This window comes from Pseudarthrobacter sp. fls2-241-R2A-168 (assembly GCF_030209335.1).
Lineage (GTDB): Bacteria > Actinomycetota > Actinomycetes > Actinomycetales > Micrococcaceae > Arthrobacter.
Window position 1 is genome coordinate 60,410 of the sequence record NZ_JARVSG010000035.1, and the last position, 18,442, is coordinate 78,851.

The window sequence follows — 18,442 nt, forward strand, 5'->3', positions numbered from 1 at the left end:
GGTGCACCGCGGTGGAAGGGGGTGATTTGGCTGACTTTGATCTTAGCGCCCCGCCCCGGCAAGGGTTTGGGCGCCACTGCCGATGGTGAGAGAATTGATGCAAGCCTTTGGAGCGTGATCAGCCACCGTGACCCTTGAAAACCATGCGGGACAATCGGCGCCCGGAGAACCCGGGCGGTTCTCCGGCGATTCCGAAGTCCACAGAATCACGGAAGCCGCGGGCGCGCACTCCGAGGACATGCACCAGCGCATGGTCAAGTACGCGCTGGCTATGGGCATCCGCATGGTGTGTCTGATCATGATCTTCGTGGTGGATGGCTGGTTTAAGATTGTGATGGTTGCCGGAGCGGTCTTCCTGCCGTGGATTGCGGTGGTCATTGCGAACGGCAACGACAAGGCTGAGGGGCACAGCGACCTGCTGCTGGATTCCGCGCCGCTTGCCGAAATAGAAAGCCCGCCGGCGCCCACTGCCGACGACGGGCATGGCAGCGAGGTACTGCAGGGCGAGCTCATTAACGACGACGACGAAACACCGACTGAGCAGGAGCGGAGGGCATCATGAGTATTTTCGACTTCGCTGCGGGAACCGATCCCACAATGGGTGAATCTGCCGCTGTCTGCTCCCGGAAGGCATGCCGGTCCCAGGCCTCGTGGCAGCTCCTGTGGAACAACCCGAAGATCCACACCCCGGAGCGCCGCAAGACCTGGCTTGCGTGTGGAGACCACCGCGAGTGGCTTGAGGATTACCTTCAAACACGCGGCCTGTGGAAGGAAACTGTGCCGCTCGAGGACGGCCGGGTATCCGGTGCCCTGGAGCAGGACAGCTGAATGTACCGGTTCCTCTTTTCCAGCAAATGGCTGGGTTATCTCCTGCTGGCCGCAATCTTCGCCTCCGCCTGTGTTTTCCTGGGCCGCTGGCAGATGGACCGCCGCGCCGAAACCCTGGCAGAAATCAACCGCGTGGTGACCAACTACTCGGCCACGCCTGTCCCCTTTGCGGATGTCCGCGAAGAGTTCAGTCAGCTGGACCCTGCCCGGGAGTGGACGCAGGTTGAGCTGAAAGGCTCATACCTTGTGGACGGGCAGCGCATCGTCCGGAACCGGCCGTTGAACGGCCAGCCCGGCTACGAAGTGGTGGTCCCGTTCCGGCTGCGGACAGGCGAAACCGTGGTCATCGACCGCGGATGGCTCCCCATCGGCAACAACAATCCCGGCAGCCCCGATTCAGTGCCGGCACCTCCCCCGGGTGACGTGACCGCCGTCGTGCGGTTGAAGCATCCTGAGCCTGAACTGCAGCGCGGCGCCCCGGAAGGGCAGCTGGCGTCCATTGACCTCGCGGCCTACTCCGCGCAGCTCGGCTATCCCCTGCTGACGGGTGCCTACGGGCAGCTCGCCTCCGAGACTCCCCCGGCGGCCGAGATGCCCATGGCGTTCCCGAAGCCGTCCACCGAGGAAGGCACGCACCTGTCCTACTCACTGCAGTGGTTCGCGTTCGGCGTGCTGATGTTCGTCGGCTTCGGTTACGCCGCCCGCCAGCAGGCGCGCAACGCCGCCATTGACGCCGAGGACGACGACGAGTCCCCCGAGGGTGCCCTGCACTCGGCTGCCGCGGCAGCCCGCCGTCGTCCGTCCCCGCCCCGGAAGCGGAAGAAGGCGACCGCCGAAGAAGAGGAAGACGCACTCCTGGACGCGCAAGGGTTCTGAGGCGCGGGTTCCGTACCTTGTTCGGTCCGGGGCCGGACCGCCACTGGAGCTAACCGCTCCACCTTGGTAGCTTCAACGCATGGCCATCAAACTTGAGAATGTCGGTATCGCGGTTCGCGACCTCGAAGCAGCCATCGCCTTTTTCACCGACCTCGGGCTCACGGTGGTGGGCCGCGACACGGTCAGCGGCGAGTGGACCGACACCGCGGTCGGACTGGATGGCAATCACGCCAGGATTGCGATGCTCCAGACCCCGGACGGCCATGGCCAGCTGGAGCTCTTCGAATACATCCATCCGCAGGCGATCGAAAGGGAGCCAACCCGTCCCAACGACATCGGCATGCACCGCGTGGCCTTCTCGGTTGACGACATCGACGACGCCCTTGAGATAGCCGCGAAGCATGGGTGCCATCCGCTGCGGGGCGTGGCCACCTACGGCGACATCTACAAACTCACATACCTCCGCGGTCCCAGCGGAATCCTGGTGATGCTCGCGGAGAACCTCAAGAAAGACTGATGCCAGCAGCACCACGGCGGCCCGCAGCGCCACGGCGGCCCGCAGGGCCTAGGCCAGCGTGATCAGGTCCAGGTAGTCTTCGTTCCAGTGGTCCTCGACGCCGTCGGGCAGCAGGACAACGCGCTCCGGGTTGAGTGCCTCCACCGCCCCTTCATCGTGGCTGACCAGGACGACGGCGCCGCTGTAGTTCTTGAGGGCGCCCAGGATCTCGGCACGGCTGGCTGGGTCCAGGTTGTTGGTGGGCTCGTCCAGGAGCAGCACGTTTGCGCTGGAAGCGACGATGGTGGCGAGGGCGAGGCGGGTCTTCTCACCGCCGGAGAGGACACCGGCGGGCTTGTCCACGTCGTCGCCGGAGAACAGGAACGAGCCCAGGATGCCGCGGACTTCGGCGTCCTTCATGTCCGGGGCCGCCGAACGCATGTTTTCCAGAACCGTACGGTCCACGTCGAGTGTCTCGTGTTCCTGGGCGTAGTAGCCCACCTTCAGGCCGTGCCCGGCAATGACGTCACCCGTGTCAGGTGTGTCCACGCCTGCCAGCATCCGCAGCAGGGTGGTCTTGCCGGCGCCGTTGAGGCCAAGGATAACCACCTTGGAGCCGCGGTCGATGGCGAGGTCCACATCCGTGAAAATCTCGAGCGAACCGTAGGACTTGCTGAGCCCTTCGGCAGTCAGCGGGGTCTTGCCGCACGGCGACGGATCCGGGAAGCGCAGTGCTGCCACGCGGTCCTGCTCGCGGACGGCTTCAAGACCGCTCAGGAGGCGCTCGGCACGCTTGGCCATGTTCTGTGCGGCGACTGCCTTGGTGGCCTTGGCACGCATCTTGTTGGCCTGGTCCATCAGGACCTGGGCCTTCTTTTCGGCGTTGGCACGTTCACGCTTGCGGGCGCGCTCGTCGGTTTCGCGCTGGGTGAGGTAGCGCTTCCAGTCCATGTTGTAGAAGTCGATCTGCGCGCGGTTGGCGTCAAGCAGGAAGACCTTGTTAACGGTGGCTTCGAGCAGTTCCGTGTCGTGGCTGATGACGATCAGTCCGCCCTGATGGTTTTTCAGGAAGTCCCGCAGCCAGGCGATGGAATCGGCGTCGAGGTGGTTGGTGGGCTCGTCCAGGAGCATGGTCTCGGCATCCGAGTACAGAATCCGGGCCAACTCCACACGGCGGCGCTGGCCGCCGGACAGGGTCTTGAGGGGCTGGTTCAAGAGGCGGTCCGGCAGTGCGAGGTTGGAGCAGATCGCGGCGGCCTCGGCCTCGGCGGCATATCCTCCGGCCGCCAGGAACTCGGACTCGAGCCGGTCGTAGCGGTTCATGGCCTTGCGCTGGACCGCTGCGTCCTCGCTGGCCATTTCATCGTGGGCCTGGCGGAGTTTTCCGACGGCGATGTCCAGGCCGCGGACTGACAGGATTCTGTCGCGTGCCAACTGTTCCATATCCGGTGTGCGCGGGTCCTGGGGCAGGTAGCCGATCTCACCGCTGCGGGTCACCTTGCCGGCAGCGGGCAGCCCCTCCCCAGCAAGAACCCGGGTGAGGGTGGTTTTGCCGGCACCGTTGCGGCCCACCAGGCCGATCTTGTCTCCCTTGTCGATGCGGAAGCTCACCTGGTCCATCAGGAGCCGGGCGCCGGCACGCAGTTCAAGATCCTGGACAGTAATCACAGCAGGTAAAGCCTTTCACAGCAGGGATTAGCCGCAGCCCAAAGCATCTGTGGCGGGCGTGGGCGGCAATGGCCGACAGAACGGCCCATCCAAGTCTACCGGTGAACGGCGCATATACCGGTACTTGGAGACTGGCCTCACGAAAGGAACACCCAGGATCCGGAAGATGAGCTTTGCCGCCTCGTGAAAGCGTGGGAGGCATGCAACGCTGGTTGCATGCATTTGGAGGTGTTGCCCACGCTCACGATTCCGGCGTCCGAACTCGGCTGGCGGTTTTCGCGTGCGTCCGGACCCGGCGGGCAGCACGTCAACACCACAGACACCCGCGTCGAGCTCTCGTGGAACGTCAGCGCCTCGTTGGCGGTTTCCGAAAGCCAGCGGCTGATCCTGCTTTCCCGTCTCGGTCAACGCCTGGTGGACGGGGTGATCACCGTGACTGCGTCCGAGGAGCGCTCCCAGCTGCGCAATCGTGAGATTGCCATGGTGAAGCTTGCCGATGTTGTGGCAGGAGCCCTTGCACCGCCTGCGCCCGAACGCCGGGCAACCAAACCAACCCGTGGCTCGGCCCGCCGCCGCCTCTCAGCCAAGAAGCAGCGGTCAACAACGAAGCAGCAACGCCGGCGGCCAACCGCGGAGTAGGCGCCGGCTTGGGCTGATCGACAAATACCGGTACATCCACCCGGTGGTGCTGGGGCGTGGACGGCTGTTGCCTGCCGATCATGCTTCGGCGAGCGGTGTCACAATCCAGATGCAGGTGCGGAACCCGCTCCTTGGATTCCTTTTCGGATACCGCGGCGAGTTCACCTGCACCTTTCCCGCCCTCTCCGCCGGAGGAGCCCCCGAGCACCTGAAGCCAGTGCGGGAAGAAAGCCGTGAATAGGCCGTGGGCTTAACCGGGGTGGGTGACTTCCGCGGCTTGGAAGAATGTAGGCATGGAATTCAACCGGCTGCTGCAGATCCGGCGCATCTATGCGCAGCCTGCCGCGTTGGAGTTTCCCCGGGGCAAGGAGATCGTCGAACGGTGGCCTGACGCCGAGGTGTTGCCGGTTGAGAACCACTGGAACATCCCGGAGGTACATGGGGATGAAACGAACGTGCCACGGTGGTCCCGGATTAAGACTGAGGCGCTGGTCCTGGGGGTCAAGAAGGCGCTGACGGTCAAACCTAATGGCAGGTCCGCCGACTTTATTGCGCCCTCAACCGCGAACGGTTGCGCCATGGCCTGCGCCTACTGCTACGTCCCCCGCCACAAGGGTTACAGCAACCCTGTGACTGTGTTTGCGAACATCGACCAGATTGCCGGCACCCTTGAACGGCATGCCACCCGCCAGGGCATGAAGCTCGAGCCCAACCAGTGTGACGCTGAGCTGTGGGTCTATGACATCGGTGAAAACAGCGATTGCTCCGTGGACGCGCTTCTCAGTGACAATGTGCAGGATCTTGTCACGCTCTTCCGCGATCTGCCGACTGCCAAGTTGTCCTTTGCCACCAAGTACGTGAACCCGGCGATGCTGGGCTGGGACCACGGCGGGCACACCAGGATCCGTTTCTCCCTGATGCCCGCTGAGCTTGCGAAATCGATTGACGTCCGGACCTCTCCGGTGGCCGAACGTATGGCTGCCATCAATGATTTCGTTGATGCCGGCTATGAAGTGCATGTGAACTTCTCGCCCGTTGTCATTACCGACACCTGGCTCAAGGATTGGGAGGGGCTGCTGCGTCAGCTCGACGCCACCCTGACGCCCGCTGCGAAGGCCCAGCTCGCGGCAGAGGTGATCTTCCTGACGCACAACGAGCGCCTGCATGAGGTCAATCTGGGGTGGCATCCGCAGGCCGAGCAGGTGCTGTGGCGTCCGGAGCTGCAGGAATCCAAGGTCTCCTCCAACGGCTTCACCAATGTCCGTTACCGTTCAGGAACGAAAGCCCGTTACGTCCGGCAACTGACCGCACTCATTGAGGAAATCGCCCCTTACTGCCGCGTCCGCTACGCCTTCTGAAACTCAGAGGTTAGCGGCGCCGTCGTAACGGCTTCGCCTGCCGGTTCGACCCCAGCATGCGCGGAAGCAGGCATCGCCGACTGGCGGACGCTTGAAGGCGGTCCCGTTCGAGCCCTATCCTGCACGGGAGGCAGCAGGGTGTTCCGGCCTTGCCCTGGGGAGGATTTGGAATGAATCTACTGAGCCAGATTTTCGCAGGGATAACTGCCTTGGCCCTGATCGCCGTCGGCCCGCTGGAGATTTTCTTTCATGGCGATCGCCGCTTCTACAGGATTTTTTTGGTCAAACCTGAAGATGTCGCAGCCGTCCGCATGTGGGCCATGAACGTTGGCGCCTACAACATCGCCTTCGGGCTGGGCATCGTTACAGGTCTGTGGATGCTGAACTCTGCCGGCAATGCTGCTGGCGGGTCAGCAATCGTGATCTTCTGCTGCGCCAGCCACTTCCTCCTCGGCATCTGGCTGTGGATCACGGAGAAGCGCCTCCTGGCCAGCGCCATCGGGCAATCTCTTGGTCCCGGCCTGGCACTTCTGTTTTACGCTCTCTACCGGTGAAGCCAGGCCCCTGCCCTGGTGGCTCTGCCTAAAAATCTTTCCCGGGCAGTCCTGCACGCCGCGGTAAAATGGACCATCATGATCGGTGCCCGTACCCGACTTCTGGCCTGGCTCATAGTCCTGGCGGGCTTCATCGCGGGCTGTACACCCACTGTTGGCCTTGACGCCGCAGCGACGGAACAGCCGACGGCGGCCGCCACGGCGACTGCCCCAGCCACCGAAACCGCCGTCGCCCCTCAGCAGATCCCCACAACCGACGCCCCGGCGCCGGTTGCCGTCCCCCAGCCGTTTGCCCTCAACCTCTACCAGGAGGGCGACTTCGTTCCGCAGTACACCTTCGACTGGTGTGTTGCAGCGAGCATCCAGATGGCACATAACCTCGTCGACGACACACGGGGTGGGAGCTGGACCGACGCCGGCCAGCAGGGTGAGCTGTGGGAGATGGCCCGGGCGCATTCATCCAACTCGTTCAACGGAGCCAATCCGTTCGGTTGGGCGCAGGTCCTCACCGAGGTGGGGATGGGGCCATATTCCGTGGTCAGCGTTCCCGACTACGGGGACGCCCTGCAGACCGCGGCGCGGACGATGACCGAGACGGGCCGGCCCGTTGGGCTCGTTATGTGGAGCGGCCGCCACGCCTGGGTGATGAGTGGCTTCGAGTCGGTCGGCGATCCGGCCCAGTTCCCGGAGTTCTCAGTCACCGGCGTCCGCGTATTGGATCCCCTCTATCCCTATGGCAGCGGGCAATGGGGCCCCTCCCCCGAACCCAACAGCCTGCTCACTCCCGAGCAGCTGGCCACGCAGTTTGTGGTCCGCGAGCCGCGGCGGTGGAGCAGCGAACTCCCGGCCGGCTACCTGCTGGTGCTGCCCCAGGCCCAGGGCTGAACTACCCTTTCGCAATCAGGGACAGTCCGCGTTTCGGATTGGCCGTCGGGCAGCTCCTGGGCACCGGATGTTCAATGCTCTGGCCCGGGTATATCCTTCAACGCATGAACGAGCACGCGGTTCCGCGCGAGGTTGGCGGCTATCTGTTTGAGTTCAGAGGAAAGCGGCCCCTGCGTGATACAGCGCGATGGGCAGCCGGTGTCTGTCTGTCCGGCGCCGGGCTGGCAATCGTGGTCATAGGGATCGCGTCCCAGTCTTTGCTGTCCGTGCCCTTGGGAATTGCGGCAGGGGTTCTCGGCGCCCTGGTGCTCTTAGTGCAGGCATTCAGCGCGAACAAAGCGAGGCCCTTCGGCGCTCCTGCCCATGCGGGAAAGCACCGCGTTATGAAAGCAGGCAAAGTGAGGGAGGAAGAATCGGTAGCGTCCCAGCTTGCCCTCATAGCAAACCTCTATTCGCAGGGTGCTCTTACCCGGGAAGAGTTTGTGGCGGCCAAACGCCGGACACTCGATATCTGAGCCAAGGCTCCCAGGCAACCCTGCTGCGCCATGTCAGCCGCGCGTCAACGAGGCATTAGGCGATGTGCAGCGCGTCAGGTGAACGCAGCTAGCTTTCCGGGTCGTAGCCAAATTCGCGGAGTTCCTGGGAGCAACGGCAGGCGACGGCGATCTTCCGGGCCCATTCCACAGCGTCCTCTCGCGTGGGCAGCTCCAAAACGCAGAATCCACCCTTGACCCTGGAGCCCGGATAGGTCCCGGAGCTCACCGACCCGTCGGCGGAGACCAGCACCGGATCGACCTCCTCGTTGATCCCGCCGCCGAATACGTAGACTCCGGCGTCCTTCGCATCCTGAATCACAGCGTGGGAGTCAGCGGAGACGATTGGGAACTCCTCGTCGGTGAGGACCATGGCCTCACTTGGGAAGGAAATGAGGTATTTCGTCATGTCGGGATACTGCCACGCGGCGCGCTGGCAGGGCAATGGTCCTGGGAACAGGAGTCGGCCGATGTCTAAAGGAGCCGATGTCTAAAGGATTCGCTGATACATGCGGTGGTCCTGCCACAGGCCGGCTATTCGAAGGTAGGCATGGGCCGTGCCGTAGGCCTCGAAGCCGTTCTTCTCAAGCACCTTTTGGGAGGCGACGTTGTGGACCAGAGTTGCGGCTTCGAGCCGGTGCAGACCGAGGTGGTCCCTTGCGACCTTTATGGCACTGCCGACCGCCGCAGTCATGAGGCCTGTTCCTTGGGCCGTTTGCGCGAGCCAGTAGCCTACGTGGGCGTTCTGGAAGGCACCACGCACGATCGAACTGAGGGTCAGCAGACCGACTATGCTGCCCTTCGCGGACAGAACCATGGGAAGCGCTGTCCCCGCATCGAGCTCGGCCCGGCGTCGTTCAATCACCTCTCGCTGACCCTCAAGTGTGTAGAACTCCTCGGGCCTGATCGGCTCCCAGGGAGCCAGGTAAGACCGGTTTGCTTGAACCGCCGCTGCCAGCTCCGCAGCATCCGACACCTGGACTGGGCGCAGCACAACCCCATCGGCAAGCTCACAGGAAAAGTCCACCCGCCCACACTACCGATCAACCGGAGTTCGCCGGGGGCGCCCGACAAGAGCGCGACGATCACGAACAAGGGAGGTAACCCCGGCTCGAGGATGCAATACTCTGACCATGGCTGTCTACTTCGAGTGCATAACGCGGACAAATAGGCGGCAATCCGAGTTGTTCGACCTTGCCCGAAACATCGACGTCCACAAAAACTCGATGGCAAAGTCCCGTGAAGAAGCCGTCGCTGGCGTGACGAGCGGCCTGATCTCTTTGGACGAGGAAGTGACGTGGCGGGCCTGGCATTTTGGCCTGCCGCGGCAGATGACCAGCAGGATTACCGAGATGCACCCACCTGATTATTTTGTGGATGAGCAGGTCAAAGGCCCGTTTCGCCGGTTCCGGCACGTTCATGAATTCCGGCAGGATTCAGAGGGAACAGTGATGGTGGACCGCATTGAATTCTCGGCCCCATTCGGACTCCTGGGACGACTGGTGGAGAAACTGGTGTTGGCCCGATACCTTCAGAACTTGATCGAGACGCGCAATCAGCATCTTGCGGGTGAGCCGATTCCCGGGCAGTAACAGCGTGACGCACCGAAACGAGCGACTGGTGAGGTGCACGTCGTTGAGGCCACGGGTCACGCTGGAGACCCGTCACGTCTCACTTCCTGGTCATCCTCGGCGACGTCGGGCGCCAGCTGTTGCTGTGCTGCCAGGATGCCATCCCGTGTCGCCGCCCTGATGACCCCGTAAAGGATGTAAAAGAAGATGGCGGCAAACACCAAAGCCAGGACGATATTCATATTTCTTTCCCCCAAAATGCTCTCGTCCAAGAAGGACGCTGCAAGCCTACGTCAGATCCAAGACCTACTAGGCGGTGGGGGAACCCGCCGCAGGGACGGCAATGCCGGCCGGTTGTGCCCTGCCGTCAGCGGCCACCCCCAGCTTTAGTAGGCCCCCTACAAAATGGGGTCCATAGCACCCCGGTAACGTCAGCGGTACATTAGATTCCGCTTGTACAACCCCGACAGGACTTCCCATGAGCAACGCCAACACAGCCGTCTCGAACGCCGCCAAGGCCAGGCGCAGCTGGAACGCCACCGACCTCGGCCTGATCGCCGTCTTCGCCGCCCTCGTCGCAGGCGCAGCGCTTGTCCCAGGCCTCGCCGTTAACGGCTTCGGCGTCCCCATCACGTTCCAGACCCTCGCTGTGATGCTCACCGGCTTGGTCCTTGGCCCGGGACGGGGCTTCGCCGCCGTCGGGCTGTACACCCTCCTGGGCCTCGCGGGCCTTCCCATCTTCAGCCAGGGCCGCAGCGGCCTGGGCATCCTCGCCGGACCGTCCGCCGGCTACATCATTGCCTTCCCCATCGCCGCGCTGGTGGTCGGCTGGCTCGCCACCGTGGTGATCCGCCGGACCACCAAAACCCGCGCCCTGTGGCTCTTCCTGGCCGCAACAGTCACCAGCGTGGTGGTGGTGCACTCGCTCGGCGTCGCCGGCATCGCCCTGAACACCAAGGCCACCCTGGGCCAGGCTTTCCTCAGCGACCTGGTGTTCTACCCGGGCGACATCATCAAAAACATCCTCGCCGCGGTCATCGCCGTCGCCCTCCACCGCGCCTTCCCGGACATCCTGGTCCGCCGCGTCCGCCGCACCGCCGCCAAAGCCGCTACCAGCCAGACCACCAAGGCCTAGGATCTCCCCCATGCCCGCAGTGACCTTTGACCAGGTAACGGTCGCCGTCGAAACTGATGACTCGCCGGAGCCCAAAGTGCTCCTTGACGCCGTCGACCTCCGCCTGACGGAAAGGCGCGTCGGCGTCATCGGCGCCAACGGCTCGGGGAAATCCACCCTCCTGCGGCTGGTCAACGGCCTCGTCCAGCCAACCTCGGGCACTGTAGCGGTCGACGGCGACGATACAGTCGGTGCCGTCCGCAGGGTCCGCAGGAACGTGGGCTTTGTTTTCACCGATCCCCTGTCCCAGCTGGTGATGCCCACCGGCAGGGAGGACGTGGAACTCTCCCTCCGCCGCTCGGTGAAGAACGGCACCGAACGGCGGAGCCAGGCTGAAGCGGCGCTGCGGCGACTGGGGCTCCTGCACCTGGCGGACCAGAGTATCTACGAGCTTTCCGGCGGCGAACGGCAGCTGATGGCCCTCGCCGCCGTGCTGGCGGTCAGCCCCAAGGTCCTGGTACTCGACGAGCCCTCCACCCTCCTGGACCTCCGCAACCGCGAACTCCTTCGCAGGACATTGGCCGGGCTGGACCAGCAGATCATCATGTCCACCCACGACCTTGACCTGGCCCTGGAAATGGACCGTGTGCTGGTCATCGAACAAGGCAGGGTCGCCCTCGACGGCGCTCCCGCAGAGGCCGTGGCCGCCTACCGCACCCTCTGCATGGACGGGCTGCACACCACGGAACCGAGCCCGCGGTGAGAGGACATGGTTTCCTCCTGGCCAACTACGTGCCCGGGGACTCGCTGATCCACCGTTCACCGCTGGCCCTGAAGTTCCTCCTGGTCTTCGCTTGCGGCCTCGCGTCGTTCATCATCCAGGACTGGCGCATCTCGACGGCAGTACTCGCCGTACTCTGCGGCCTTTTCCTGCTCACCGGCGCCGGCCTGAAACGGCTCTGGCGCGCCGTCCGCCCGCTGGCCGCGGTGTTGCTGGTGATCGGGCTCTTCCAGTGGTGGCAGCTCGGCGCGCCCACTGCGGCGCGGATCGTCCTTAACATCCTGGTGTGCGTGGTGGCGGCATCGCTGCTCACCGCCACCACCCCCGTCCAAAAGCTCCTGGACGGTGTGGTCAAAGCAGCAAGGCCTTTCAAAAGATTCGGCGCGGACCCCGAGCGGTTTGCCCTGACCATCGGGATCATGCTGCGCAGCATCCCCTACATCGCGGGCACCTTCGCTGACGTCCGCGATTCCGCCCGGGCACGGGGACTGGAGCGCAACCCCCGGGCACTGATCCTGCCCGTGTTCATCACTTCCGTGGCCTTCGCCCGGCAGACTGGCGAAGCACTCGCCGCCCGCGGTTTGGGCGAAGCGGAGGACTGAAGCGCCGGAAGACGCGGCTAGAAGCGTTCGTACCGCAGCAATGCGGCGGTCCCCATGCCGCCGGCGATGCTGATCATGGCGAGTGCAAGGCTTCCCGGTGTTCCCTTCCTGCGCGCTTGGGCCAACAGCCGCGTCACGAGGACAGCGCCCGATGCACCATACGCGTGGCCCAAAGCCAAGGCGCCGCCGTCGAGGTTCACCCGGGCAGGATCAATCCCCAGTTCGTCGAGGCAGGCCAGCGTCTGCGACGCGAACGCCTCATTGAACTCAACCAGCTCCAGCTCCTCAGCGGTCACTCCTGCAGCAGCCAGCACTTCCCGTGCCGCAGCGGCCGCACCAATGCCGAGCACGTCCGGTTCCACCCCGGCGGTGCCGGTGCCGAGCACCAGCAGACCGTCGGGCACCCCCAAGTCCCGGGCCCGCTGCAGGGAAGTGATGACGACGGCGGAGGCGGCGTCGGCGTCGAAGCAGGAGTTTCCGGCGGTGACGGTTCCCCCGTCCACGAATGCGGCCGGGAACCGCGCCATCACCGCCGCGCCCAGCCCCCGGCGCGGGCCATCATCCACAGCAACGGTTCCCGCACCATTCACCAGCGGGACCAGTTCGTCGTCGAAGTATCCTGCCGCAGCTGCCGCGAGGGCCTTTTGGTGGCTCAGCAGCGCAAACCCATCCTGCCGGTCCCGGCTGATGCCGAACCTATGGGCCACAGTTTCGGCTGCGACACCCATGTCCGGGTCGCCAAAGGCCTCCGGCACAAACTGGGCGCGCGGGTAGAACTCCGGGCCGCCGTCGTCCCTTCGATGCGCCCGCAGCGGCGCGGTGCTGGTGCTCTCCACTCCACCGGCCACGTACAGGGGATTGCCGCCGGCCGCCACCAGCCCAGAAGCGAGGACGATCGCGTCCAGGCCGGAACCGCACTGCCGGTCCACAGTGAGTCCGGGCACGCTGACGGGCAGGCCGGCCTCCAGCAGGGCAAGCCGTGCTACATTTCCGCCGCCACCGACGGCGTTGCCGATCACCACGTCGGTAACATCACCCGGTTCGATCCCGGGGAAAGCCGCCAGCTCGCGCAGGACCGGGGCCAGCAGCTCGTGGGCGCGAAGCGTCCGCAACGCACCGTTGGTCCGGCAGACGGGAGTGCGCCGCGCCGCGATGATGACGGGCTGCCGATTGGGCGGCAGGAGTTCAGGCGCCAAGGGTGCGGATCCGGGAGTCACCGGCATTGATCCAGTCCAGCAGGACGTTTCGGCTGACTTTGCCGCGGTCCGTGGTGGGCAATTCGGTGACCGCATAGTACTGGAGGGGCCACTTGTCGCGGGCCAGGATGGTTTCCAGCCCCGCCTTCAACTGGGTGGCGGTAACAGCACCCGCAGACGGAACAATTGCGGCCACCACCCGCTGGCCCCGCAGGTCGTCCGGCATGCCGGCGGCCATCGCTGCAGCCACGCCGGGCACGGCCGCCAGCGCCAGTTCCACTTCATGCGGGTACACGTTCTTGCCAGCTGTGAGGATCATGTCCGCCCGGCGGCCCAGGATATGCAGTTCCCCCGCTTCGAGGTAGCCCTGGTCCCCCACCGTGAACCAGCCGCCAAAGGATCTGAGGGCCTGCCCGTCATCGCCCCACAGGTAGCCGTTGCTGACCATCCCGCTGCGCACGCTGATGTTGCCCGCGGCTCCGTCCGGAACCGGTTCGCCCGAATCGTTGAGGATCCTGACGTCCACCCCCGGGAAAGGCCGCCCAATGCCCGTCCCGCCCATGGCGGCCGTTTCCCCGGCGGGCAGGCCCGCGCCCGAGACAAAGCTCAGCTCGGAGGCGCCGTAGTACTCGTAAATAGTGGCGTTGGGCGCCCAGCGGCGGGCAGCTTCCAGGGTCCGGGCGTCGAGCTTGGACCCGGCACAGATGATGGTGCGCAGCCCGGAAGCGTCCACGCACCCTGTCAGTCCACGTTCGCTGAGCATCCTCAGCATGGTGGGCACCAGCACCAGCCGGGTGACACGGTCGTAGGTGATGGCCGCATGGACTTCTCCGACGTCGAACGTCTCCAGTGTCTGGAATTCGGAACCTGCGTAGAGGCACTCGGACAAGGCGTACAAGTTCAGGCTCGCCGCCAGCGGGCCCGGCGCAAGCGTTACATCGTCCTCTACAAGCCCGAAGAACTCAATGGACGCTTCGAAGGACTCCTGCCAGGACCGCCGTGACCTCGTGAAGGCCTTGGGGACAGAAGTGGTGCCGGACGTGAGGCCAATCAGGAAGGTAGCCTCCGGCCCGCCGTCGGCCAGCTCATCCTCCGCGGACACGGCCGCCGGCCGGGCGGACGATTCAACCCGGCGGACAATATCCTCCTGCAGCGGTGCCGGCCAGGTGGGATCAAGGACGGCGCACTGGCGTCCGCCGGCAACCGCGGCGGCGAACCTGGCGACGAACCCGGCCGAGTTCGCCTCGCACAGTGACGTCACCGCCTTGGTATCCGGAACCAGGGCTGCTGCGGCATCGCGGAGCTCCGCCCACGTGAGGCGCTGACCGGCGACGACGACGGCGGTGTGGTGCGGCCGCTCTTCGGCCCAGCGCTGGATGTGGTTAAGGAAAGGCATCAGATCAACTTTACCGGCGGGCACCGGTTGAAGTCGGGGCCCGCGGGTATTGTGACTTTATGAGCTTCAACGACAATGTGCAGCTGGATCCATCACAAGTCCAGGACCGGCGCGGCGGTGGCCGTGGGGTGTTGGTTGGCGGTGGCATCGGCGGCGGGCTCCTCCTGCTCATCGCCACGCTCCTGGGCGTAAATCCCCAACTGCTTGAGGGCCTGACCGGGGCGGGGCAGGAGCCACAAAGCCAAGGTACGGCTCCTGCATGCGAAACCGGAGCCGACGCCGACGCCCGGGTGGACTGCCGTATCACAGGAACAGTGAACAGCCTGAACGCGTTCTGGCCCGGCTACCTGCAGCAGTACAACGTGCAGTACCCGCGGCCGGAGGCCGTGATCTTTACCGGGGGCACCAACACCGGTTGCGGTGCTGCCACCTCCGAGGTGGGCCCCTTCTACTGCCCCACCGACACCACGGCCTACTTCGATCCCGGCTTTTTCCAGGAGCTGGTGGACCGGTTTGGTTCCTCCGGCGGCCCGCTGGCGCAGGAGTACGTGGTGGCCCACGAGTTCGGGCACCACATCCAGAACGTCCTCGGCAACCTGGACCGCGCACAACAGGATCCGCAGGGACCGGAATCCGGCGCTGTCCGCACCGAGCTGCAGGCTGACTGCTATGCCGGGCTCTGGGCCAAATACGCGTCAACCACCCCGAATCCCAAGACCGGCCAGCCCTACCTCGAAGCGCTGACCCAGCAGGACATCAACGACGCCCTCTCGGCAGCGTCAGCCGTGGGCGATGACCGGATCCAGCAAGCTGCCACGGGTCGTGTCTCCCCCGAAGGCTGGACGCACGGGTCAAGCGAACAGCGGCAGCGGTGGTTTGCGCAGGGCTACCAAACGGGCGACATCAACCAGTGCGATACTTTCTCGGCTCCCAGCCTCTAATTCGGGAACGACGACGGCGGGTCACCTTTCCTGGGAAAGGTGACCCGCCGTCGTCGTACTTGGGCCCACGCCGCCGAGGGTTCCCTGGCCGAAGCGAAGCGAGGCCAGGGAGGCGGTGGGGACTAGATGTTGAAGCCGAGGGCCCGCATCTGGTCCTTGCCGTCGTCGGTGATCCGTTCCGGACCCCATGGCGGCATCCAGACCCAGTTCAGGCGCCAGTCGTCAACCACGCCGTCCAGGGCCTTGCCCACCTGCTCCTCGAGGACATCGGTGAGGGGGCAGGCGGCCGTGGTCAGGGTCATGTCGATCAGCAGGGCGCCGTCGTCATCGGAGTACTTCAGTCCGTACAGCAGGCCGAGGTCCACCACGTTGACGCCGAGCTCAGGATCGATCACATCCTTGAGCGCTTCTTCAACGTCCTCCAGGCTGGTGCGGGACGCGTTGATTTCGGTCATGGCGAAGTCCTAACTAGGCCTGTGCAGCGGCAGGTGCGGCGGCGGCGCCGGCACCCTTGGCGTAGCGGTCGTAGCCTTCTTCTTCCAGGCGGTCGGCGAGCTCGGGGCCGCCTTCCTCAACAACCTGGCCGTCCACGAACACGTGCACGAAGTCAGGCTTGATGTAGCGCAGGATGCGCGTGTAGTGGGTGATGAGCAGCGTGCCCATGTTGCCGTCGGCGTGGGCGCGGTTGACACCTTCGGAGACAACCTTCAGCGCGTCAACGTCCAGGCCGGAGTCGGTCTCGTCCAGGACGGCGAACTTGGGCTTGAAGAGTTCGAGCTGGAGGATCTCCACACGCTTCTTCTCGCCGCCGGAGAAGCCTTCGTTGACGTTGCGCTGGGCAAAGTCAGCGTCGATCCGCAGCTGTTCCATGGCTGCCTTGACGTCCTTGGTCCAGGTGCGCAGCTTGGGGGCTTCGCCGTCGATGGCCGTCTTGGCGGTGCGCAGGAAGTTGGTCATGCTCACGCCGGGGACCTCCACCGGGTACTGCATGGCCAGGAAGACGCCGGCGCGGGCGCGCTCGTCGACGCTCATTTCCAGGACGTCTTCGCCGTCCAGGGTGATGGAGCCGCTGGTGACGTTGTAGCGCGGGTGGCCTGCGATGGTGGAGGCCAGCGTGGACTTGCCGGAGCCGTTGGGGCCCATGATGGCGTGGGTTTCGCCGGTCCGGATGGTCAGGCTGACGCCCTTCAGGATTTCCTTGGTGCCCTGTTCCGTCTCAATGCTGACGTGCAGGTCCTTGATCTCAAGAGTAGACATATGTCTTGTTCTCCTCTGCACCGTGCCTGGCGGCGGCGGTGCGGTCTCTGTCTGGAAGTTGGTTCGTAATTCTGTGGTGCTAGCTGAAGTTGGGTGCTTCGGCGCCGTTGAGGACGCTGGTGAAGTCCACGTAGACCTCATCGCCCCTGATCTCGACGGCGAAGACGGGCACGGGATCATAGGCCGGCAGCTGCAGCGGTTCGCCGGTGCGCAGGTCGAACTGGGAGCCGTGGCCCCAGCACTCGATGGCACATCCCTCCACTTCGCCCTCGGACAGTGAAATGTCCGCGTGCGAGCAGGTGTCGCCGATGGCGTGGATCTCCCCCATGGAGTCCTTGACGATGGCCACAGGGTAGTCGTCGATCAGGATCCGCAACGCCTGCTTCAGCTGGATTTCATCCACCTTGCAGACAAGCTCGCCCTTTGGCTGGTCAGTCATTTGTAAACCCGTGCTCCGTGCCTTCTAGTTGTCCGTCAGTGCGAGTTCGTGTTCAACAGCGTCGGTCAGCCGCTCCTCAATGGAGGGGACCTTGATCTGCTGGATGATCTCGTTCAGGAAGCCGCGGACCACCAGGCGGCGGGCAACGTCCTCGGGGATGCCGCGGGCCATCAGGTAGAACAGGTGCTCGTCGTCCATGCGGCCGGTGGCGCTGGCGTGGCCTGCGCCCTCGATCAGGCCGGTCTCGATTTCGAGGTTGGGCACGGAGTCGGCGCGGGCGCCGTCGGTGAGCAGCAGGTTGCGGTTGGCCTCGTAGGTATCGGTGCCTTCGGCTTCCTTGCGGATCAGGACGTCGCCAACCCAGACTGCATGGGCGTTGCGCCCCTGCAGTGCGCCCTTGTAGAGCACGTTGGACTTGCAGTTGGCCACTGCGTGGTCCACAAAGAGGCGCTGCTCCAGGTGCTGGCCGGCGTCGGCGAAGTACAGGCCGAACATTTCAGCTTCACCGCCGGGGGCGGTGAAGCGGGCCGACGGCGTGACGCGGACCAGGTCGCCGCCCAGGCTCACCATTACGTGCTTGAGCTTGGCGTCGCGGCCGATCTTTGCCTGCTGGGAGGAGGCGTGGACGGCGTCGTCGTTCCATTCCTGGAGCGTGATGACCGTCAGGCTGGCGCCGTCCTCGACGATGATCTCCACGTTCTCCGAGACCACGGCGGAACCCTTGTGGTTCAGGACCACAACTGCCTTGGAGAACTTCTCGGCGACAATCACCAGGTGCTGGGCGGCGGCCTCCAGGGAGGTGCCTTCGATGTCGACGCTGATCTCCGTCGTCGCCTCAAACTCGGACGGGATGGTCACCACGGTGGCCCCGGCGAAGTTCTCCCACGCATTGGCGGACACGCGGTCCTCGGGGATGCCGGCGGTACCGATGCGCTTGTCATCGCGGCCGACGCTTTCAACGGTGACCTGCTCGGGGCCGTTAACCACCACGGTGGGTGCGGCGCCGGACAGGACCTCGGAGTGCAGCCCGCGGAGACGCTTGAGCGGGGTGAAGCGCCAGTCTTCCTCCAGGCCGGTGAGCGGCTTGAAGTCGGCCAGCTTGTAGGACGTGAGGCGTCCGGCGCGGGAGCTGTCCGGGATACCGACGCCGCCGCCGTGGGAGTGGCTCTTGGCTGAATCCCCGGCAAGCGGTGCCTTGGTGCCCGCGTTGATGGGTGAGAGGCTCTCGCCTTCTTCAGTGAAGCCGTTAATAAACGGCTGGGCTGAGGGCGCGCCGATACGTGCCTTTTCAGTAGTGATTTCAGTCAT

Annotated in this window: 24 protein-coding genes; 14 read left to right on the top strand and 10 right to left on the bottom strand. The window is 64.7% G+C overall.

Features of this window, described 5'->3' with window-relative positions; genetic code table 11:
• The first annotated feature begins 127 nt into the window (after positions 1 to 127).
• The 4 genes from QRN11_RS17505 (at position 128) to QRN11_RS17520 (ending at position 2,221) form a co-directional block, all read left to right on the top strand.
• Positions 128 to 562, top strand: coding sequence for a DUF3099 domain-containing protein (locus QRN11_RS17505; RefSeq protein WP_285313814.1), 435 nt, complete (start codon positions 128 to 130; stop codon positions 560 to 562).
• Positions 559 to 828 (top strand): hypothetical protein, encoded by a 270-nt coding sequence (locus QRN11_RS17510; protein ID WP_285313815.1) that lies wholly within the window; start codon positions 559 to 561, stop codon positions 826 to 828. Before QRN11_RS17505 ends, QRN11_RS17510 begins: the two co-directional genes overlap by 4 nt.
• Positions 829 to 1,704 carry an SURF1 family cytochrome oxidase biogenesis protein gene (locus tag QRN11_RS17515; RefSeq protein ID WP_285313816.1) on the top strand — a complete coding sequence of 292 codons (876 nt, stop codon included), beginning with the start codon at positions 829 to 831 and terminating at the stop codon, positions 1,702 to 1,704.
• A gap of 79 nt (positions 1,705 to 1,783) precedes the next feature.
• Entirely contained in the window at positions 1,784 to 2,221 is a 438-nt protein-coding gene (locus tag QRN11_RS17520) for a VOC family protein (protein ID WP_285313817.1), read from the top strand.
• A 48-nt stretch (positions 2,222 to 2,269) separates the two neighbouring features.
• Here QRN11_RS17520 and QRN11_RS17525 read toward each other — a convergent pair whose 3' ends face one another.
• The gene (locus QRN11_RS17525; RefSeq protein WP_091418804.1) at positions 2,270 to 3,868 is read right to left on the bottom strand and encodes an ABC-F family ATP-binding cassette domain-containing protein; all 1,599 of its coding nucleotides are present in this window, start codon (positions 3,866 to 3,868) and stop codon (positions 2,270 to 2,272) included.
• 216 nt (positions 3,869 to 4,084) lie between these two features.
• On the opposite strand from QRN11_RS17525, the gene arfB reads away from it, so the two are divergent.
• The 5 genes from arfB to QRN11_RS17550 all read left to right on the top strand — a co-directional run bounded on the left by arfB (position 4,085) and on the right by QRN11_RS17550 (position 7,819).
• A complete protein-coding gene (gene arfB, locus QRN11_RS17530) occupies positions 4,085 to 4,507 on the top strand; it encodes an alternative ribosome rescue aminoacyl-tRNA hydrolase ArfB (RefSeq protein ID WP_285313818.1) in 423 nt (140 codons plus the stop codon).
• A 293-nt stretch (positions 4,508 to 4,800) separates the two neighbouring features.
• The gene (locus QRN11_RS17535; RefSeq protein WP_285313819.1) at positions 4,801 to 5,865 is read left to right on the top strand and encodes a spore photoproduct lyase family protein; all 1,065 of its coding nucleotides are present in this window, start codon (positions 4,801 to 4,803) and stop codon (positions 5,863 to 5,865) included.
• A gap of 209 nt (positions 5,866 to 6,074) precedes the next feature.
• Entirely contained in the window at positions 6,075 to 6,419 is a 345-nt protein-coding gene (locus QRN11_RS17540) for a DUF1304 family protein (protein ID WP_285313820.1), read from the top strand.
• 78 nt (positions 6,420 to 6,497) lie between these two features.
• Positions 6,498 to 7,304, top strand: a complete 807-nt coding sequence (locus QRN11_RS17545; protein WP_285314019.1) for a hypothetical protein — start codon at positions 6,498 to 6,500, stop codon at positions 7,302 to 7,304.
• 104 nt (positions 7,305 to 7,408) lie between these two features.
• A complete protein-coding gene (locus QRN11_RS17550) occupies positions 7,409 to 7,819 on the top strand; it encodes a hypothetical protein (protein ID WP_285313821.1) in 411 nt (136 codons plus the stop codon).
• Positions 7,820 to 7,907: 88 nt separating this feature from the next.
• Here QRN11_RS17550 and QRN11_RS17555 read toward each other — a convergent pair whose 3' ends face one another.
• Both QRN11_RS17555 and QRN11_RS17560 read right to left on the bottom strand, forming a co-directional pair.
• Positions 7,908 to 8,246, bottom strand: coding sequence for a YciI family protein (locus QRN11_RS17555; protein WP_285313822.1), 339 nt, complete (start codon positions 8,244 to 8,246; stop codon positions 7,908 to 7,910).
• 81 nt (positions 8,247 to 8,327) lie between these two features.
• A complete protein-coding gene (locus QRN11_RS17560; RefSeq protein ID WP_285313823.1) occupies positions 8,328 to 8,864 on the bottom strand; it encodes a GNAT family N-acetyltransferase in 537 nt (178 codons plus the stop codon).
• 106 nt (positions 8,865 to 8,970) lie between these two features.
• Between QRN11_RS17560 and QRN11_RS17565 the strand changes: the two genes are divergently transcribed.
• Positions 8,971 to 9,429: an SRPBCC family protein gene (locus QRN11_RS17565; protein WP_285313824.1), complete on the top strand. Its 459-nt coding sequence runs from the start codon at positions 8,971 to 8,973 to the stop codon at positions 9,427 to 9,429.
• A 56-nt stretch (positions 9,430 to 9,485) separates the two neighbouring features.
• Here QRN11_RS17565 and QRN11_RS17570 read toward each other — a convergent pair whose 3' ends face one another.
• On the bottom strand, positions 9,486 to 9,650 hold the full coding sequence (locus tag QRN11_RS17570; RefSeq protein WP_170850753.1) for a hypothetical protein: 165 nt from the start codon (positions 9,648 to 9,650) through the stop codon (positions 9,486 to 9,488).
• A gap of 236 nt (positions 9,651 to 9,886) precedes the next feature.
• Here QRN11_RS17570 and QRN11_RS17575 point away from each other — a divergent pair, with 236 nt between their 5' ends.
• From QRN11_RS17575 to QRN11_RS17585, 3 genes are read left to right on the top strand one after another with little or no spacing between them, the layout of a single operon-like run.
• Positions 9,887 to 10,543, top strand: coding sequence for a biotin transporter BioY (locus tag QRN11_RS17575; RefSeq protein ID WP_285313825.1), 657 nt, complete (start codon positions 9,887 to 9,889; stop codon positions 10,541 to 10,543).
• A 10-nt stretch (positions 10,544 to 10,553) separates the two neighbouring features.
• The gene (locus QRN11_RS17580; protein WP_285313826.1) at positions 10,554 to 11,285 is read left to right on the top strand and encodes an energy-coupling factor ABC transporter ATP-binding protein; all 732 of its coding nucleotides are present in this window, start codon (positions 10,554 to 10,556) and stop codon (positions 11,283 to 11,285) included.
• Positions 11,282 to 11,905 (top strand): energy-coupling factor transporter transmembrane component T family protein, encoded by a 624-nt coding sequence (locus QRN11_RS17585; RefSeq protein ID WP_285313827.1) that lies wholly within the window; start codon positions 11,282 to 11,284, stop codon positions 11,903 to 11,905. Before QRN11_RS17580 ends, QRN11_RS17585 begins: the two co-directional genes overlap by 4 nt.
• 17 nt (positions 11,906 to 11,922) lie before the next feature.
• Here QRN11_RS17585 and QRN11_RS17590 read toward each other — a convergent pair whose 3' ends face one another.
• The gene (locus QRN11_RS17590) at positions 11,923 to 13,128 is read right to left on the bottom strand and encodes a thiolase family protein (protein ID WP_285313828.1); all 1,206 of its coding nucleotides are present in this window, start codon (positions 13,126 to 13,128) and stop codon (positions 11,923 to 11,925) included.
• Entirely contained in the window at positions 13,091 to 14,497 is a 1,407-nt protein-coding gene (locus QRN11_RS17595; protein WP_285313829.1) for a class I adenylate-forming enzyme family protein, read from the bottom strand. Before QRN11_RS17595 ends, QRN11_RS17590 begins: the two co-directional genes overlap by 38 nt.
• 59 nt (positions 14,498 to 14,556) lie before the next feature.
• Here QRN11_RS17595 and ypfJ point away from each other — a divergent pair, with 59 nt between their 5' ends.
• Positions 14,557 to 15,438, top strand: coding sequence for a KPN_02809 family neutral zinc metallopeptidase (ypfJ, locus tag QRN11_RS17600; RefSeq protein WP_142058903.1), 882 nt, complete (start codon positions 14,557 to 14,559; stop codon positions 15,436 to 15,438).
• Positions 15,439 to 15,560: 122 nt separating this feature from the next.
• Here the strand turns inward: ypfJ and QRN11_RS17605 are convergent, their stop codons facing one another.
• The 4 genes from QRN11_RS17605 to sufD form a co-directional block, all read right to left on the bottom strand.
• Positions 15,561 to 15,893: a metal-sulfur cluster assembly factor gene (locus tag QRN11_RS17605; protein ID WP_091418789.1), complete on the bottom strand. Its 333-nt coding sequence runs from the start codon at positions 15,891 to 15,893 to the stop codon at positions 15,561 to 15,563.
• A gap of 13 nt (positions 15,894 to 15,906) precedes the next feature.
• The gene (gene sufC / locus QRN11_RS17610) at positions 15,907 to 16,695 is read right to left on the bottom strand and encodes a Fe-S cluster assembly ATPase SufC (protein WP_091418788.1); all 789 of its coding nucleotides are present in this window, start codon (positions 16,693 to 16,695) and stop codon (positions 15,907 to 15,909) included.
• 79 nt (positions 16,696 to 16,774) lie between these two features.
• Complete coding sequence (locus tag QRN11_RS17615; protein WP_091418787.1) at positions 16,775 to 17,134, bottom strand: non-heme iron oxygenase ferredoxin subunit; 360 nt, start codon at positions 17,132 to 17,134, stop codon at positions 16,775 to 16,777.
• A gap of 24 nt (positions 17,135 to 17,158) precedes the next feature.
• Entirely contained in the window at positions 17,159 to 18,442 is a 1,284-nt protein-coding gene (sufD, locus tag QRN11_RS17620; protein WP_091418786.1) for a Fe-S cluster assembly protein SufD, read from the bottom strand.